Below are 15707 nucleotides of genomic sequence, written 5' to 3' on the forward strand. Positions count from 1 at the left end.
GACGGCCTCAGGTCCCCAACTGTACAGTCAGCAGCATTTCGCTCCGCTCGTACGCCACCACGTTGTGCTCGATGCCCGGCGCCAGCGCGAGCAGCGTGCCGGCCGAGAGGTCATGCACCTGCTCTTCCGCAGTGACCTGGAGACGGCCCTTGAGTACCTGGATGAGGACCACGCCATTGGCCTGATGAGGGGGCAGGTGGGTGAGGTGACCGAAGAGGAACAGTGCGACCGTTGTGTTGCCGTGCTTGTAGATCGTCTGCTGTTGGTGGCCCGCCTCGCCGGCCTCGGCGTCCTTACGAAGTTCCTTCGCCCTGGCGTTCAGGTCGATGTGATGCTGCGGCGCCGTGAATCGGTATTTGGATTCCCTGACGACCTGCTTGGGATCTTGCTCACTCATGTTGAACCTCTCCTCATCGGGTGTAGGCATCAGTCATTCAATCAAAGCACGGGCTGTTCCCGGCGTGGTTCATGTTGTGGTTGTGCCCTTCATCCGCCGAAGTACGCCTTGATGGCCGCCAGTGTCGTCTGCCGACCAATCGTGGCGATCGATTTGAGATTGGGCAGATCCTTTGGACAGACCACCACGCAGTTGCCCGCCCTGCCGCAATCGTCGATGCCGCCTTTTTTCATCATCAGGTTCAGCCGCTCATCCTTGAGCACTTCGCCAGTGGGATGAGTATTGAACAGTTTCACCTGACTGAAGATCGCGGCCCCTACGAACTGGTTGGTCGCGGAGTATTGCGGACACGCCTCCAGGCAGCACGCACAACTCATGCAGCGTGAAAGCGCGTAGCGCTCTTCCTGAAGTTCACGCGACATCGCCGGACCGGGGCCCGGGTTGTAGGTGCCGTCAATGGGGACCCAGGACTTCGTACGCGTCAGGTCGTCAAACAACCGCTTGCGATCGACAAACAAGTCGCGCACCACGGGGAACTTCGTCAACGGCTCGAGCGTGATCGGTTTCTCCATCTGCGGCGCGTGACGTTTGCGCATCGGTGGGTGCTCGTCATAATCAACCGGGTTGTAGGCCGGATGATCGCGCGCGGACCGTTGACGGGTGTAGGTTGGCTCCAGCCGATTCACCAGTGCGGCACAGGCTTGCCGTGCCTTGCCGTTCACGAGCATGGTGCAGGCGCCGCACACTTCTTCGAGGCAGCCGCAGTCGTAGACGACGGGCGTGGTCGGTGTGCCATCGGTTGTGACGGGATGCGCCGCGATGTACTGCAGGCACGAGATGATGTTCCCGCCCGACACGCGCGGCACGGTGAAGTCCTCCCAGCGCGGGGAAGCATCGGGGTGATCTTGACGGCGAATTCGCAATACCACAACTTGTGCATCGGCCTGATCGTCCATCTGTTCCACCTCTTTCCTGAGACCGGCGCTGGTGGCAATCAGGGGCGCTTGCGACTCTGTGCCTGCGACCAATCCTTCAACACTGACCTGAGCACAATCGCGTGGTTCAACTTTGGATCTCTCGCCCCGTAGAGCAGCGTGAGGCGACGGCGGCGGTCAATGCGCGTTAGAAAAGCGTCCACCGCAGTTGCATTTGCGCGGAGTTCCTTTCGATAGTCGCGCGCGAAGGCGTCAAACCGGCTCATCTCGTGCCCGAAGGACCGGCGCAGTTCGGTGCTCGGCGCCAGGTCCTTAGCCCAGAGGTCGATGGCAGCTCGCTGTTTGGAGATCCCGCGGGGCCAGAGTCGGTCGACGAGTACGCGCGTGCCATCCTCAGGCGACGGGTCGTCGTAGATGCGTTTGATCTCGATGTGCATAGGTCATCTCCCGGACCGAAGCAGCATGGACTGCGCCAGTGCCTGCAATGCCGCGCCCTTCGATGCGCGGCGTCAGTCTCGCGTGTGTCGCGGCTTTCGCCCGCGTGCCGGATCGATCACGGCCGTCTGGGCTTCCAAAGCGCGTCGTTGCTCGTCTGTCAGCGCCTGCTGGAGTCGATTGAACAAGTCGCGCTCCTCCCAGCGGATGTGCGATTCAAGCAGATCGCCCATCGCGCGCAGCGTGACGGATTCGGAACGTCCCCGATCGCGTTCAGCGCGAATCCGCGCCGCCAGGTCGCGTACTTGACCGTGTTCGTTCAATAGCCTCTGCCGATCCGGATCGTTCATGAGTTCAAGCAGCAGCCGCTCTTCGTCGTCAAAGTGGTCGGCGATCTCGCGATCCCAGGCGTCGATGAAGTCAGTCGCGAGTTTGGCGCATGCTTCTGCGCCGTCGGGAGGGGCCTTGCGTAAACGGCTGGATTGCACGAGCCCGGTGTAGTGATCGCGGCTGAAGGGCGCGAGCACCTGCTCGCGTGTCAGTGGGGGGTGTTCGGAGTTGCTCACGACTCAATCTCCTTTGCGAGTGGCCGACACGGTTGGTTCAGCGCACAGCGCCGGGCACAGTGGCCGGGAGCGCGAGGGTTCGTTGATCAGTTGCGCAATGGTAACGGATGCGAAACTCCGTTCGATCTGAGACATTGCTTCATCGATGCGTCGATGCATCGGACACAAGTGGGTGCCGTGTGACTCGATCCCCAGAGGGCACGAGAGGATGCGTTCGATCGGGTCGACAGCATTGATGACATCCAGGACAGGGAGGCTCTCCGGATCGCGCTGGAGGGTGAAGCCGCCGAGGGATCCCCTCTGGGCCGAGAGGATGCCGGCCTTGGCCAGCGCCTGTAAGACCTTAATCAGGTAGCCCGGAGCCGCCCGCGTTCCCTCGGCGATCTGCCGCACCTTCAGCATTTCGCCGGAATGCTGGCCGAGCCAGACCGTGGCCCGAAGGGCGTATTCTCCGGCGTCGGATAGAAGTTTCACACTAATTCTCCCTGTCTGAGCACCGAATTCGGCGATTCTGCTGGTCCTGAGGATATGATCGTCCTAAAAGAAGTCAAGAAAGCATTGAAGCACGAATGAATGATATCGGAATTGACGATTCGATCCACTAACCCCTTCCCACGGAGTCCCTTCATGACCACCCATATCGATCCCGCCACCACTGTCGGTCAACTGGTTGCCCAGCGTCCCGGCCGATCCCGGTTCTTCGAGAGCATTGGGATTGATTACTGCTGCGGCGGCAAGATCCCGCTTGAACAGGCCGTCAAAGGTCGTGGGCTCGAGATTGAGGCCGTGACGGCCATGCTGGAGGCCGCCGATGCCAAAGCCCAGGGCCACGACGCCGTGCTCATCGATGCCAACGCGATGGGGCTGGCCGAACTGGCAGACCACATCGTGCAGACGCATCATGCATACCTGCGCGCCGAGTTGCCGCGCCTCGACCAGATCACCGAAAAGGTGTACCGCGTGCATGGCGAACACGAGCCGCGCCTGGCCGAGGTGCGGGGCGCGTTTCGTGCGCTGCGAGATGAACTGACCGAGCACATGATAAAGGAAGAGCGCATTCTCTTCCCGATGATCCGCGAGATGGCCCAAGCGGACGGGCCACAGCCATTCCATTGCGGCTCCATTGCCAACCCGATCAACCAGATGGAGGCGGAGCACGAACACGTCGGCGATGCGCTCGCCACGATGCGCCGCGCCACCGATGACTACCAGCCGCCGGAGTGGGCCTGCAACACCTATCGCGCCATGCTCGACGGCCTGGCCCATCTCGAGCGCGACATGCACCAGCACGTTCACAAGGAGAACAACGTGCTCTTTCCAAAGGCGATACAACTCGAAGCCGAATTGCAGCAGAAGGCGGCCGTCTGATGCCCGTGCAACTTGGCGGCCAAACGCAGGCGGACTTCACGGAGCCCATCCAACTGCTGATGGACTGCCACCGCCGCATCGAACACTTTCTCGGCATTCTGCAGAAGGTGGTCGATCGGTTCGGTCAAGGCGAACTCAACGACGAAGCGCGGCGGGCCCTCGCCGCCGCGCTCGACTACTTCGCTCATGCCGCGCCGAATCACACGGCTGATGAGGAGGAGTCGCTCTTCCCGCGGCTGCGGCAAACGCACGATTCCGCACTGGCGCCAGTCGTCGAGCAGGCGGCGGCGCTGGAACGCGACCATCGCCATGCCGAGACGATTCATGCGCGCATCGAACGCATCGGGAGAGGATGGCTGTCAAACGGACGGCTCGATGCGGCCGACCTGGATCGGATCCGCGAAGATTTGCGATTGCTGAGCGGCCTATACGCCGCGCACATTGCCTTCGAAGACGAGCAACTCTTTCCCGCAGCTTCAATGGCGCTGGACCAAGCCAGCCTGGCTGAAATCGGCGGTGAAATGGCCAAACGTCGTGGCTTGTGACCCCACAGGCGCCGATTGCCGGTAAGCTTGATTCGGTGCTGCGCGTCCCTAGCGCGCCATCGCCGGGTCCTTTGGTCGGATTGTTCTTACGAGCATGAGCAGCAGCCCGAAGAACGTCAGTCCCCAGGCCGCCAGTGCGACGTAAACAAACCCGCGGGGAATGACGTCGAGGAAATCCAGCGGCATGACTTTGCTGATGCGAAAGGTACAGGCGGTGTACATGCCCAGCGGAAAGACCGCGCCCCAGTAGAGCGGGTCATAGCGAAGCGAGAAGCGCCGGTAAATGTGACGCCAGGTGCCGAGGATCAGGAGCATTGGAATCCACCACGTGGCCGTCGCCCAGAACAGCAGTGTCACGCCCATGAGAAAGGGCGAGAGATTCTGGAGCAGGGGAGAGGCGGGGGTATTGTCGATGAGCACCGTCCCGGCCACGGTCGAGATGGCCATCGCGCCCATGTTGATCCAATACGGCGGCGCCAGATCCGAGGGTTCGAGGACGAAGAAAGCGTAGCGGTAAAAGATCAGCGAGATGATCCAGACATAAAGCATCCCGCCGCCAAGCCACAGAATCAGTGACAGGAACAGAATCTCCTGGCGTGACGCTGCAAAAAATTCCGACAGTTGACTCCCGAGCAGGGACACGGCCTGCGTTCCCACGACGGCGACGAGCCAGCCGCCGTTGATGCCGCGCGCCAGTTCCGGCTTTTCCCGTTTGACCGTCAGGTTGGTGAACACCGCATAGATCAGAAACATCCACAGCGCCAGCCCAAAAAACCAGAGGACCTTGGCTGCGCCTGGCTGTCGTGCGATGAGCAGGGTTTGCGTGCCCAGCACGCAGGTGCCTGCAATCATCGTGAAGAACCCCACGCTTCGGTTGTGATCGCGCAAATCGGCGAAGAGTTGTTGGGGGTAGTTAATCAGTCGAATGCCGGTCATGGCCCAAAGACTGACATAGAAGACGACGTTGAGCCAGAACAGAATGGCGGCGAGCCAACTGTGGCCAAGCAGGTGGCAGGCGATGGATACGATTCCCGTCGCCATTACCATCGCAAAGTATGCTGGGTGGAGATCGCGCGCGCCGAGGATGATCCGGGCGCGCAGGCCGTTTGCCGCGGGCGGATTGTTCTTCGCCGTATTCGGCGTAGCGGCGTGGGCCTGGTGCGGCTGGATCGGTTGGCTCATCGCTCCATCCTGTACAGGTAGCGGAGCAATCCGAGATTGAGACCCAGGCAGACGATGCTGACAATTGCGGCCGGCCAGATTACGGCAGAGTCACCTCCGAGCCAGGCGTTCATCGTCGCCGTCAACAACCATAGTTGAAGCACATCAAGAATCAGGACAAAGCAGAGTATGCCATGTACAACGGCCATGCGCTGTGATCGCGAGAAGAAGGGCGTTTTTCGATTGCGCGGGTCGCTCATGCGGTGCGCTCCTCCACGCCGGTGGCATAGACCGCGCCATTTCGCACATCGAGCGTGATGCGAGGCAGAGGCCGGCGCGGCGGCCCGGCGATGGGCCGGCCCGTGGTGAGATCAAAGTAGCCATGGTGGCAAGGACAACGAAACTGGCCTTTGTCGACTTCCGGAATGACCGCGCACGCGAGATGCGTGCACTCCTGGGCGTAGGCCAGCCAGGTCAGTTCGCCGGTGCGAACGAGCAGGCAGGCGTCATGCGGCTGAGGATACGCGAAAGTGATCGTCGAACCGATCGGTACGTCACTCACCTTGGCGATCTCCGCGATTGGCGGCTGGCCGCGCCGTCGGCGCCGCCAGTTTTCGATTCCGATCCAGACTTGGCCGACGGCGAAGGCGAGACTGGTGAGAACCATGAACTTGGTGAAATCGCGCCGCGCAACGTACTCGTCCTGCGGGAGATCGATCGGAAAGTCGCGACGCCACTTGGGTTGTTCGACCTCGGGTCGCCCGTCCGGAGTTCTAACGATTTGATTGAGATCAGGTCGGGTCATGTGTCTGGCTGCCTTTGAAGGGTCCTCTCGGTCGTTGCTGCCGCACACTGGGGCACTAAGTCGACAACACGTTGAGCATGATGTCCCCGCCGAGCGAATCCTCCTCCATCGCTGCGGCCACATCGATGTATTCGGGGCGGGCGTCGCGCGGCACCATCATGTTCACCTTCGTGGTCACCGTTTGGTTGCCGAAGCGAAAGCGGTTGACCGCCGCCGATCGCTTGCGCAAGCGCTCGATCTCCTCGCGCGTGCCAAAGAACAGCGCCTGACTGGGGCACACCGACGCGCACATCGGCTTCTTGCCCACTGAACTACGGTCGTAGCACATATCGCACTTCATCATCAATTCGAGATCGGATTTCATCTTTGGCACGCCGAAGGGGCATGCCAGTACACAGTTGCTGCACGCGATGCAGCGCGGCTTGCGGGCGCTCTGCACCACGCCGTCCTCGGTGCGCTTGATGGCGTCTGCCGGGCAGACTTCCGCGCAGGTCGGAGAGTCGCAGTGCATGCAGATCACTGGCGTCGTCTGCGTGGTTCGCGAGCGTTCGACGTATTCGAGATGGATCATCGAATGGCCGCGATGCGTGTCGCACTCGCTGCACGCCTGCACGCACGATTCGCATCCGATGCAACGACTGGGGTCAATAAAGAACTCAAGGTGTTCCGGAACGGGCATCACCACTCCTGTCATGATGTCGCGGATTCAGGCGCCCGGATGCCGAGGCCGCCCATGGCGCTTCAACTGCCTCACTGCTGCGGTTCGAGTTCGGCCTCCCAATCGGGTGGGCCCTGGGCCTTGCGGATGCGCACGGCGCACGCCTTGTACTCTGGAATCTTGGAGATCGGATCCTGGGCCGAGTTGGTGAGTTGGTTGGCGCTCTTGCGCCCCGGCCAGTGGTAGGGGATGAAGATGGTGTCGGGCCGAATGGTGGTGACGACCATCGCCCGCAGCGTCGTGTCCCCGCGCCGCGTCTCGGCCGTCACCCAATCGTTGTCCGCGATTCCGTGCTGCTCGGCGAGCCGTGGATGCATTTCGATACGCGGCTCGGGATACTGCTCCACAAGCGGGCCGATGCGCCTCGTCTGGGAGCCGGAGAGAAAGTGGCTGACCACGCGGCCGGTCGTGAGCATGAGCGGGTACTCGGCGTCCGTATCTTCGACGGGCGGGCGGTACTCCGCGATGTTGAAGCGCGCTTTGCCATCCGGGAAGTAAAACGGCCCGGAGCCCTTGGCGACCGGATTCCACGAGCCGGGCTCAAACAAACGCGGCGTCCCGGGATGATCATCGCTCGGGCATGGCCAGAACACGCCGAATTGGTTCTCAATTTTCTCGTAGGTGATGCCCGAGTAATCCGCCACACCGCCCTTGCTGGCGATACGAAGTTCGTCGAAGATTTCCGCAGGCGAGGCAAACGTCAGGCCGTGTTCCCGCCCGAGGGCGTGGGCGATGTCCTGGATGATCTTCCAGTCCTGACGGGCCTCGCCGGGACAGTCGACTGCCTTGTTGATCTTGATCACGCGTCCTTCGAGTTGCGTGACTGTGCCTTCATCTTCCTCATGCAGCGAGCCGGGAAGCACGACGTCGGCGTGCTGGGCCGTCTCGTTCAGGAAGAAGTCAATCGCGGCATAGAACTCGAGTTTGTCCAGCGCCTGGCTGACGAAATTGTTGTCCGGCAGAGAGACTTGCGGATTGAAGCAGATGCTGATCAGCCCGCGAATCTCTCCCCGATCGATCTTGCGGATGATCTCGTAGGCGTCCACGCCGGCCTTGGGCAGATCCGCTTCTTCGATCCCCCAGACTTTGCAGATGAACGCGCGGTGTTCCGAGTTGGAGATATCCCGCGCGCCGGGCAGTTGATCACACTTCTGGCCGTGCTCGCGCCCACCCTGCCCATTGCCCTGCCCGGTGATCGTGGCGTAGCCCCCGCCTTCGCGCCCGATGCGACCCGAGGCGAGGACGATGTTGATGGCGCCCAGCACGTTCTGAACGCCGTGCGCGTGGTGCTCGATCCCGCGCGCGTGCATGAGGAAACTCGACTTGGCCGTTCCCCACCATTCCGCGGCGCGCTGGATCGCCTTGACCGCAATGCCCGTCACGTCAGCGGTCTTCTGCGGCGTCCATTCTTTCACGCTGGCCGCGACGGCATCGAACCCGACGGTGTGTCCTTCAATGAACGCATGATCGATCCAGTCGTGTTCGATCATGAGATGCAGGATGCCATTGAACAGAGCCGCATCGCGTCCCGGCTTCACGGGCAGGAAAAGATCGCACGTACGGGCAATGGGCGTGATGCGCGGATCGACGACGATGATCTTCGCGCCGTTCTCGCGCGCCTGCCAGACATAGTCGGTGGTGATGGGGGCGCACTCGCCGACATTGGCGCCGCTGATCCAGACGACTTCGGAATTCGGAATGTCGCTCCATGGATTCGCCGCCCGGTCAATCCCAAACGCTTTTTTGTTGCCCGCCGCGGCGCTCACCATGCACAAGCGGCCGTTGTAGTCGATGTTCGCCGTTCGCAGCGCCATGCGAGCGAACTTTCCGATCAGATACGCCTTCTCCGTCGTGAGACTCGCGCCCGTGAGGATGGCAAAGGAATCGGGGCCATGTTCGTTCTGGATGCGTTTGATCGCCTCCGCCACCCGACGGATCGCTGCTTCGTACTCGATCGGTTTGAACCCGCTCGGGACAGACCCGTCGCGCTCGACGGCGTTGAGCAATCGATCCGGGTGTGAACCCTGGAGATAGCGCTTCACGCCTTTCGGGCAGAGCATTCCGCGGTTGAAGGGGAACTCGAGCCAGGGTTCAAAGCCAATGACCTGCTCGTCCTTGACCTTGAGTTGGATGCCGCACTGTTGTCCGCAGAAACAGCAGTGGGTCTTGACAATCCGATCGGGTTCGACGCCGGGGTCGAGGCGGATTCCCGACATGAACGCGCCGTGCGGACCGAATTCTTGGATGATCTGAAGTTTCTCGACTGGCAGAGTGGCCATGATGCTCCATCTGTACGGAGATGAATCGCGGGTGAATCACTCGAATCCTGCAGGGTCCATTGCGTTGGTGAGCGCTGACGCTCGCGATTCTTCCGCACGAGCCGACTCCCATAGGGTGCCTTGCGCCACCGCCAGCATCGAGCGCCGGCAGCGCGGGCAGATCCACTGATAATGTTCGATAGCCGAGTTCGGGAGTTCGTATTGATAGCCCAGTTGACGTTCAACGGTGATCAGGTCTTCCACCTGCATGCGCGATGCGAACGGTTCGCCGCAGCGCCGACACGCCGCCTGCGCGCCGGCCGCGCCCACGTCTTTGTAGAACGCCACGCCCAATTGTGCCGGCCGCTGGAAGATGTGAAAGAACTTTCCAAATGGCAGGTACAGAAGCGTGAAGATGACCGTGATGGCGTGGAGGATAGCAAGAAAATCAAACGCATAGCCTTTCATCCACGTGTAACTCGCCGTGAGCATTAGCCCGGTTACGCTGATGGCAAAGAGCAGGAGAAGCGGAAGGATATCCTCACCGAATTCCTGCACCGCCGCCGCGCCGTGTTCACGCATGCGGCGTCGCATCGCGATCATGACGCCGCCGATCACTAGAAACGCCGCCCACACCAGCCCATGGAACGTGATGAATCCGAGAATGGAGTCGACCGGAAAGGCAAAAGTCGGCAGGCCGAATACGTACGCGCGGTACCACTCGAGGTTGTCCGGGAGGGTCTCAAAGTGGATCCAGCCGAAGACAAGCGGGAACGTGATCGCCGACGCGAGAATGCAGCCCCACATGATCAGCCAGTGCGCCGCCCAACGGGATCGACCTCGCTTCCAGATGAACAGATTCAGGGCAAAACCCCGGAAAAAACGTCGGAACCACTCCGCCGTATTCCTCCACAAATGTCCCGAGCGGAAGAACACGCGCCACCCTCGCCTCCAGTACATCGCGGTCGGCGGACGCTGCAGCCACATTGCGTAGCGGTACGTCAGTCCAAAGGTGGCGAAGAGTGACGCAAACAAGTAGCCGATCAACGCTGCATCAAGATGCGTTAGATTCCGCGACCCAAGGACAATCAAGATTGCCAGCAGTCCGGTGATGATCGCGGCCCACAATCCGGACTTGAGAACTGGTCTGGTCAAATCCGATCCTTCCATCCACTCGACCCACGCAGCTCCGAACGAGCATGCAGGTAGCCTTCGGAAACATCCGGATGATACCCGTGCGCTCGGAAGACGTCCCTGTGCTCGCGACGAGTTCGCGGGATCACTTGAACCTTCGAGACGCATCCTGCGTCGACATCTGCAACATCGTTCCTCTCTCACTTCGCCGTACCGAGGGAGTCGACATCAGACTGGTGATGTGGAGCAAGCGAGGGTTTCCATGGGCGATTGAGGCGGGAATTCGTTACGAGGCGGCTCGTTGGTTGGGGTTGAGCTTTCGGCGCTTTGTGCCTGCGCTGTCCACCCTGATTCGCTCGCGTCGCCTCCGTAGGATTGCAAGGTCACCGGGCCGGGAACTGAATGCATCTCAGACGCGCTGTTGCGCGCCGTTTCCGGCACCCCGTACATCCCCGTCTCCGTTCCTCGCGCGCATCTGCCAAATCCAGAGCAGCGGCATCCACTATCCGATGTGCCGCAATCCGCGGTCCGGGCGCTTCAAGCGATTCCAGCCCGAGCCCCGGCTCAAGACCACTGCAATCCGTATCGCACGCCATCGTCAATGTCGCCGTGCCTCCCGTCGCGGCTGGATGCATCGCAGTTCCGGAACCGCCGCAAATGCAGCCCGTGCTGCTCAGACCGTTTGTGATCATCAGCGGCCAGGTCGCGTAGTTTGCGCATTGGCGGGCGTCGAAGTTGGCGACACCGAAGAAAATCGGAATGGGGATGCCGCCGCCGGGAAGGGCCGTGACCCAGAGGATGAACCGCCGCGTCGTGCCGATGACCTGGTAGTCGAGTACCGCGCTGGCGATCAGCACGTCGAACGTGTTGCTCGTGCCGGTGCAATTGGAGTTGACGTACTGAGTCGCGTTGATGCCGGTGTCAGCCAGGATCAAACAGGTGCGCCACTGACAGCAGACCGTATCGGGGTTGATCGTGTTGCACGGTGAGTCGGGATCGCAGATCGAGGTGTGGACGCCGTCGAGGTCTCTCTCGAGGGCGCCTTTGCTGGACCACAGGGCCGGTTGCGTTTGCAACCGACTCTTCATCATCCCGGGGGCGCAACGGTGTTCGTCATCATGGGCAATGCTCACAGAGACTTGACCGAGGAGAATCGGCTTGCTTTCCTGCAATTCGGCTGACAGTTGCGCCAAGATAGCGATCGACGAGGTTGTCGTGTGGGTCGGTGAGCGTGTGGATGAAGAGGTCTTGGCTGTGCCGGGAAGCAGCGCGCTGGATACATCTTGATCCGGCGGCCGTGCACCGCTTCGCGAGCGAGTCGATTGCTGAGTAGCTCCCCAACTCTTGCGGACTCGAGCCCACACCGATGTCATTCGATACGGACGCTCCGCAGCCCTGTTGTCCGATGCGAATGGGCCCTGACGGAGCGATCCCTGGGTCGAGTCCGCCCACTCGACTGCCAGCCCGGAACTGACGCGACAAGTTAGGAGTTTGTGCGATAATCTCGGCGATGATGCTGTCACTCACAGAACCTTCCACGACGGCCACATTGCTGCTCGTATTCGGCCTGCTCATTGCGTTCAGCGTGCTCTTCACCCGAGCATTGGACCGGCTCGGAGTGCCCGTGGTCCTTCTCTTTCTGCTCCTTGGAATGCTCGGCGGGTCGGAGGGCATTGGCCGGATCCGCTTTGAAGACTATGAACTCGCGTTTCGGCTCGGCACCATTGCGCTGGTTCTCATCCTCTTTGACGGTGGGTTGAACACGGCGCACTCGTCGATCCGTCGAACAATTGGACCTGCGGGCATCCTTGCGACGGTCGGAGTCGCCTTCACCGCGGGTATCGTCGCGGTTGCGGCCCGACTCTTCGGTCTGCCATGGGGCGAGTCTCTCCTGATAGGGGCGATCGTCTCGTCGACTGACGCGGCGGCCGTTTTCGCCGTGCTGCGCGGCGGGAGTATTCGGGTCAAAGAGCCTGTCCGCAGTACACTTGAAGTCGAGTCGTGCATAAATGACCCGATGGCGATCATCGTCACTATGACGATCGTCGAAGTGATCGGGAGCGGCGCCGGCCCAAGCACATGGAACTTGGTGCTTGTACCAATACAATTGATCACTGGCGGCACAATCGGTGTTCTGATCGGGTTCGCCGCCCGCTGGGTTCTCAACCGAGTCAACCTGAGTACGGCTGGGCTTTATCCCGTAGCCACGCTCGCAACCGCGTTCCTGGCGTTCGGATTGACCACTCTTGCCTACGGAAGCGGATTCCTTGCAGTGTTCGCGGCCGGCGCAGTATTGGGCAACGGACCGCTGCCATATAAGGCGGGATTGACTCGAGTGCACGACTCGGTCGCCTGGTTCGCCCAAGTCTCCATGTTCCTCATGCTGGGCCTGCTTTCGTTTCCAAGCCGATTGGTCGATGTGGCGGGGATTGGTCTCGCGCTCGGTCTCGTGTTGGCAATCGTTGCTCGGCCACTTGCCGCTGCTGCGTGTGTTGTCCCATTCAGATGGCGCAAAGCCGAAATCCTCTACACCGCGTGGGTCGGCCTCCGCGGTGCAGTCCCGATCGTGCTCGCCACGATTCCGATCATGGCCGGCATTCCCAGCGCCGAGCGCGTCTTCGATGTCGTTTTCTTTATTGTCGTTGTCAGTACCGTCATTCCCGGCGCGAGCATCATCCCCTTCACGAGGCGTCTGGATCTCGTGGATGAGAAGCCGCCGCCACCATCCGCGTCGATTGAGATGCACTCCCGGGCACGGCTGAGTGGCGATATCCGCGTCTATCGCCTCCAACCGCCGGCCACGGCTTGTGGGGCGGCCCTGTCTGAGCTCGCTTTGCCCGAGCACGCGACGGTGCTCCTTGTTGTTCGAGGCGAGGAGCTCATCCCAGCGCGTGGACGGACGCGGCTCGAGGCAGGGGACTTTGTCTACGTCTTTCGCCAACCTGAAGACGAGGCGCCCATTCGCGTTCTCTTCGGCCGCTCGCTCGATGAGTAGGCCATTTGTTGGGAATTCAATCAATGAGTGACGACTTCCTTCAAACGATAGTTCAGTACGGAGCAAGCGCGTTCGTCGCTCTCCTCGTCTTGGTGGTCCTCGTCGTCATCGCGTCTACCACAGATCTGGGAAGAGCAATGCTCCCAGACGCGGTGACAAGTGCGCTGGCCAAGCTCCTGCCAGATTCGTGGATCAAGGATGTCAAGGTGAAGGGTCCCGGACTGTTCGAACTGAAGGTGCGGGGAGCGGCCCATCTGAAGACTGTGTACGTCCGACATGCACAACACAGAACCATCGCCTGGACCTTTGATCCAGAAGCACGATGTCCTCAGGCGGGCACCTTCTCGATTGTCGATTTCTATCCCGACATTCGAGTAGCTGCACGGTCACCCATCGACCGTGCAACAGTTCGGACGCGAATCTCGACCGCTCTGAGTGAAGTACTTTCGACCAAGGGCTTCCAACCAGTCAAGCAGAGCGATGCGGACATCCTGATCCGCATCGTCGTGTGTGTCGACCATGGCATTCCGATTGACGATCTGCAAAGTTCGTTTGGCGACCGAGACATCGGAGAATGGAAGGCAGCGCTTCGTACGGCCTTGCAGCACGATGGAGTTCGGAATCCCACGAAGCTGGCCCAGGGCACAATCCTCCTGAGCCTCTTCGACGCGGCCTCCCACACAGTCTTATGGCGTGCAGCGGCGCTCGGGAGATTTGTCGTCGATGTCAGCGAACACGAGCGCGATCGGCGAGTTCGACTGGCGGTGTCGGAGATGTTGGATTCGTTTCCGCCGAAGGCTTTGTAGGCCATTCAGTCGAAATCATAGTACCAGTTCTCAACTTGTTTCGTCTCGACATGTAGGACTCGTGAGCCACTGTCGGCGAGCCGAGCTGACCACGCGGTCAGGACCTTCACCCACCCAGAACATTGATGCATACGACCCTCGCATGAACGCTCACGACTGACCCGTTGTCGACGTTGTAACTCCACCAGCGGAGTGGACCGACGCTTCGCGCGCATCACGGTCCGCGCGTACCTCGTCAGGAACGAAGTCGGGCGGGCGAGGCACCTGAATGTTGAGGCGTGAATCGCCGGTGATGAGGCGGGCGTCGCGCGTGTTCAGAAGCCAACCCCAGACCCAGCTAAGCAGGACGAGAACACGGTTGCGGAATCCGATCAGGAACAGGATGTGAACGACGCCCCAGAGCAGCCATGCGAGGAATCCGCCAAGCTTCCATTGCCCGATGTGAGCGACAGCCTTCGCCTTGCCGATTATCGCTATCGAGCCTTTGTCCCGGTAGACAAACCCGGAGCGCTCGGCGGGCATTGCTCGTCCTGTGACCTCGCGTGCGATCACCTGACCGGCGTAGCGGCCCATCTGAATGGCTGCCTGCGCCACTCCCGGCACGGGGTCATTCGTATCTGCTGACCTGGCCGCGGCCAAGTCGCCGACGACGAAGACTTCCGAGTGACCCGGAATGGTCAGGTCGGCGTTGACGACCACGCGGCCGGCACGGTCGAGCGCTACGCCCAGGGATCGGCCCACCGAGCTGGCCCTCACGCCCGCAGCCCAGAACACGTTGCGCACCGGGATGAACTCGTCGCCGACGGATACGCCGTGCGTTGTGATGTTCGTGACGATGGAGTTCAGGCGCACCTCCACGCCCATGCGTTCCAGGTCGCGCTGAGCGCGCCTGCTCAACTCCGGCGGGAACGGAGGCAGCACACGGTCGGCTCCCTCGAAAAGGATCACACGCGTGGTCCGTGTATCGATGTGCTTGTAATCCCTGGGAATCGTCTTCCCGGCAATCTCCTTGATGGCGCCAGCGAGTTCGACCCCGGTTGGTCCGGCGCCGACGATCCCGAAGGTGAGGGCCGCGCGGCGTGCTTCCGGGTTGCCTTCGTATTCGGCAGATTCGAACGCCAGCAGGATGCGCCGCCTCAACTCCGTCGCGTCCTCGAGGGTCTTCAAGCCCGGCGCGATTGTGGCCCACTCATCGTGCCCGAAGTAAGCGTGCGTCGCCCCGGCCGCCAGAATGAGATAGTCATATCTCACGCTCCCGCCTGCGAGCATGAGTCGACGACCAACGACATCGACTGCAGTGATCTCCCCGATCGCAACCTGACAGTTGCTCTGGCCGCGCAGAATCGTACGGATGGGCGAGCTGATGTCGGCGGGCGAGAGCGAGGCTGTGGCCACCTGATACAGCAGTGGCTGAAAGACGTGGTGGTTCCGGCGGTCAATTAATCGGACATCGACTGGGGCGCCGGCCAACGCCTTGGCGGCCGCGAGGCCGGCGAAGCCGCCGCCGACGATGAACACTTTGGGTGCTTCTGTAGGCTTCACGCTTTGGAATCACCTACGCCCGAGTACGTGGATCGACACTAC

The 15707-nt window shown here is 61.2% G+C and carries 17 protein-coding genes; 4 read left to right on the top strand and 13 right to left on the bottom strand.

Annotated features, from left to right (window positions below):
• Positions 1-7 precede the first annotated feature (7 nt).
• The 5 genes from IT430_04300 to IT430_04320 form a co-directional block, all read right to left on the bottom strand.
• Positions 8-397, bottom strand: coding sequence for an AraC family ligand binding domain-containing protein (locus IT430_04300; protein ID MCC6907142.1), 390 nt, complete (start codon positions 395-397; stop codon positions 8-10).
• Positions 398-486: 89 nt separating this feature from the next.
• The gene (locus tag IT430_04305) at positions 487-1353 is read right to left on the bottom strand and encodes a 4Fe-4S dicluster domain-containing protein (protein MCC6907143.1); all 867 of its coding nucleotides are present in this window, start codon (positions 1351-1353) and stop codon (positions 487-489) included.
• 38 nt (positions 1354-1391) lie between these two features.
• Positions 1392-1769, bottom strand: a complete 378-nt coding sequence (locus IT430_04310) for a DUF488 family protein (protein ID MCC6907144.1) — start codon at positions 1767-1769, stop codon at positions 1392-1394.
• Between the two features lie 72 nt (positions 1770-1841).
• The gene (locus IT430_04315) at positions 1842-2333 is read right to left on the bottom strand and encodes a hemerythrin domain-containing protein (protein ID MCC6907145.1); all 492 of its coding nucleotides are present in this window, start codon (positions 2331-2333) and stop codon (positions 1842-1844) included.
• Positions 2334-2336: 3 nt separating this feature from the next.
• A complete protein-coding gene (locus tag IT430_04320) occupies positions 2337-2807 on the bottom strand; it encodes an Rrf2 family transcriptional regulator (GenBank protein MCC6907146.1) in 471 nt (156 codons plus the stop codon).
• Between the two features lie 153 nt (positions 2808-2960).
• On the opposite strand from IT430_04320, the gene ric reads away from it, so the two are divergent.
• Both ric and IT430_04330 read left to right on the top strand, forming a co-directional pair.
• Positions 2961-3701, top strand: a complete 741-nt coding sequence (ric, locus tag IT430_04325) for an iron-sulfur cluster repair di-iron protein (protein ID MCC6907147.1) — start codon at positions 2961-2963, stop codon at positions 3699-3701.
• Positions 3701-4246 carry a hemerythrin domain-containing protein gene (locus IT430_04330; GenBank protein MCC6907148.1) on the top strand — a complete coding sequence of 182 codons (546 nt, stop codon included), beginning with the start codon at positions 3701-3703 and terminating at the stop codon, positions 4244-4246. Before ric ends, IT430_04330 begins: the two co-directional genes overlap by 1 nt.
• Positions 4247-4294: 48 nt before the next feature.
• Here IT430_04330 and IT430_04335 read toward each other — a convergent pair whose 3' ends face one another.
• From IT430_04335 to IT430_04365, 7 genes are all read right to left on the bottom strand, one after another.
• Positions 4295-5428: a tellurite resistance/C4-dicarboxylate transporter family protein gene (locus tag IT430_04335; protein ID MCC6907149.1), complete on the bottom strand. Its 1134-nt coding sequence runs from the start codon at positions 5426-5428 to the stop codon at positions 4295-4297.
• The gene (locus tag IT430_04340) at positions 5425-5667 is read right to left on the bottom strand and encodes a hypothetical protein (GenBank protein MCC6907150.1); all 243 of its coding nucleotides are present in this window, start codon (positions 5665-5667) and stop codon (positions 5425-5427) included. The genes IT430_04335 and IT430_04340 overlap by 4 nt, the downstream gene beginning before the upstream one ends.
• The gene (locus tag IT430_04345) at positions 5664-6212 is read right to left on the bottom strand and encodes a Rieske 2Fe-2S domain-containing protein (protein ID MCC6907151.1); all 549 of its coding nucleotides are present in this window, start codon (positions 6210-6212) and stop codon (positions 5664-5666) included. The genes IT430_04340 and IT430_04345 overlap by 4 nt, the downstream gene beginning before the upstream one ends.
• 55 nt (positions 6213-6267) lie before the next feature.
• Positions 6268-6891: a 4Fe-4S binding protein gene (locus IT430_04350; GenBank protein MCC6907152.1), complete on the bottom strand. Its 624-nt coding sequence runs from the start codon at positions 6889-6891 to the stop codon at positions 6268-6270.
• A gap of 71 nt (positions 6892-6962) precedes the next feature.
• Positions 6963-9209 carry a molybdopterin oxidoreductase family protein gene (locus IT430_04355; protein ID MCC6907153.1) on the bottom strand — a complete coding sequence of 749 codons (2247 nt, stop codon included), beginning with the start codon at positions 9207-9209 and terminating at the stop codon, positions 6963-6965.
• Between the two features lie 36 nt (positions 9210-9245).
• Positions 9246-10490 (bottom strand): MFS transporter, encoded by a 1245-nt coding sequence (locus IT430_04360; protein MCC6907154.1) that lies wholly within the window; start codon positions 10488-10490, stop codon positions 9246-9248.
• Between the two features lie 215 nt (positions 10491-10705).
• On the bottom strand, positions 10706-11515 hold the full coding sequence (locus IT430_04365; protein MCC6907155.1) for a hypothetical protein: 810 nt from the start codon (positions 11513-11515) through the stop codon (positions 10706-10708).
• Positions 11516-11832: 317 nt separating this feature from the next.
• Here IT430_04365 and IT430_04370 point away from each other — a divergent pair, with 317 nt between their 5' ends.
• Both IT430_04370 and IT430_04375 read left to right on the top strand, forming a co-directional pair.
• On the top strand, positions 11833-13317 hold the full coding sequence (locus IT430_04370) for a potassium/proton antiporter (GenBank protein MCC6907156.1): 1485 nt from the start codon (positions 11833-11835) through the stop codon (positions 13315-13317).
• A 23-nt stretch (positions 13318-13340) separates the two neighbouring features.
• Positions 13341-14123, top strand: a complete 783-nt coding sequence (locus IT430_04375; GenBank protein MCC6907157.1) for a DUF4136 domain-containing protein — start codon at positions 13341-13343, stop codon at positions 14121-14123.
• 150 nt (positions 14124-14273) lie between these two features.
• Here the strand turns inward: IT430_04375 and IT430_04380 are convergent, their stop codons facing one another.
• Positions 14274-15641: an NAD(P)/FAD-dependent oxidoreductase gene (locus tag IT430_04380; GenBank protein MCC6907158.1), complete on the bottom strand. Its 1368-nt coding sequence runs from the start codon at positions 15639-15641 to the stop codon at positions 14274-14276.
• Between the last annotated feature and the right edge of the window lie 66 nt (positions 15642-15707).

This window comes from Phycisphaerales bacterium (assembly GCA_020852515.1).
GTDB lineage: Bacteria > Planctomycetota > Phycisphaerae > Phycisphaerales > UBA5793 > UBA5793.

What these genes read in the sequence shown, in the direction of transcription:
- IT430_04300 (MCC6907142.1), bottom strand. Translation starts at nt 397, where the DNA reads ATGAGTGAGCAAGATCCCAAGCAGGTCGTCAGGGAATCCAAATACCGA.
- IT430_04305 (MCC6907143.1), bottom strand. Translation starts at nt 1,353, where the DNA reads ATGGACGATCAGGCCGATGCACAAGTTGTGGTATTGCGAATTCGCCGT.
- IT430_04310 (MCC6907144.1), bottom strand. Translation starts at nt 1,769, where the DNA reads ATGCACATCGAGATCAAACGCATCTACGACGACCCGTCGCCTGAGGAT.
- ric (MCC6907147.1), top strand. Translation starts at nt 2,961, where the DNA reads ATGACCACCCATATCGATCCCGCCACCACTGTCGGTCAACTGGTTGCC.
- IT430_04330 (MCC6907148.1), top strand. Translation starts at nt 3,701, where the DNA reads ATGCCCGTGCAACTTGGCGGCCAAACGCAGGCGGACTTCACGGAGCCC.
- IT430_04335 (MCC6907149.1), bottom strand. Translation starts at nt 5,428, where the DNA reads ATGAGCCAACCGATCCAGCCGCACCAGGCCCACGCCGCTACGCCGAAT.
- IT430_04340 (MCC6907150.1), bottom strand. Translation starts at nt 5,667, where the DNA reads ATGAGCGACCCGCGCAATCGAAAAACGCCCTTCTTCTCGCGATCACAG.
- IT430_04345 (MCC6907151.1), bottom strand. Translation starts at nt 6,212, where the DNA reads ATGACCCGACCTGATCTCAATCAAATCGTTAGAACTCCGGACGGGCGA.
- IT430_04350 (MCC6907152.1), bottom strand. Translation starts at nt 6,891, where the DNA reads ATGCCCGTTCCGGAACACCTTGAGTTCTTTATTGACCCCAGTCGTTGC.
- IT430_04355 (MCC6907153.1), bottom strand. Translation starts at nt 9,209, where the DNA reads ATGGCCACTCTGCCAGTCGAGAAACTTCAGATCATCCAAGAATTCGGT.
- IT430_04360 (MCC6907154.1), bottom strand. Translation starts at nt 10,490, where the DNA reads ATGCGTCTCGAAGGTTCAAGTGATCCCGCGAACTCGTCGCGAGCACAG.
- IT430_04370 (MCC6907156.1), top strand. Translation starts at nt 11,833, where the DNA reads ATGATGCTGTCACTCACAGAACCTTCCACGACGGCCACATTGCTGCTC.
- IT430_04375 (MCC6907157.1), top strand. Translation starts at nt 13,341, where the DNA reads ATGAGTGACGACTTCCTTCAAACGATAGTTCAGTACGGAGCAAGCGCG.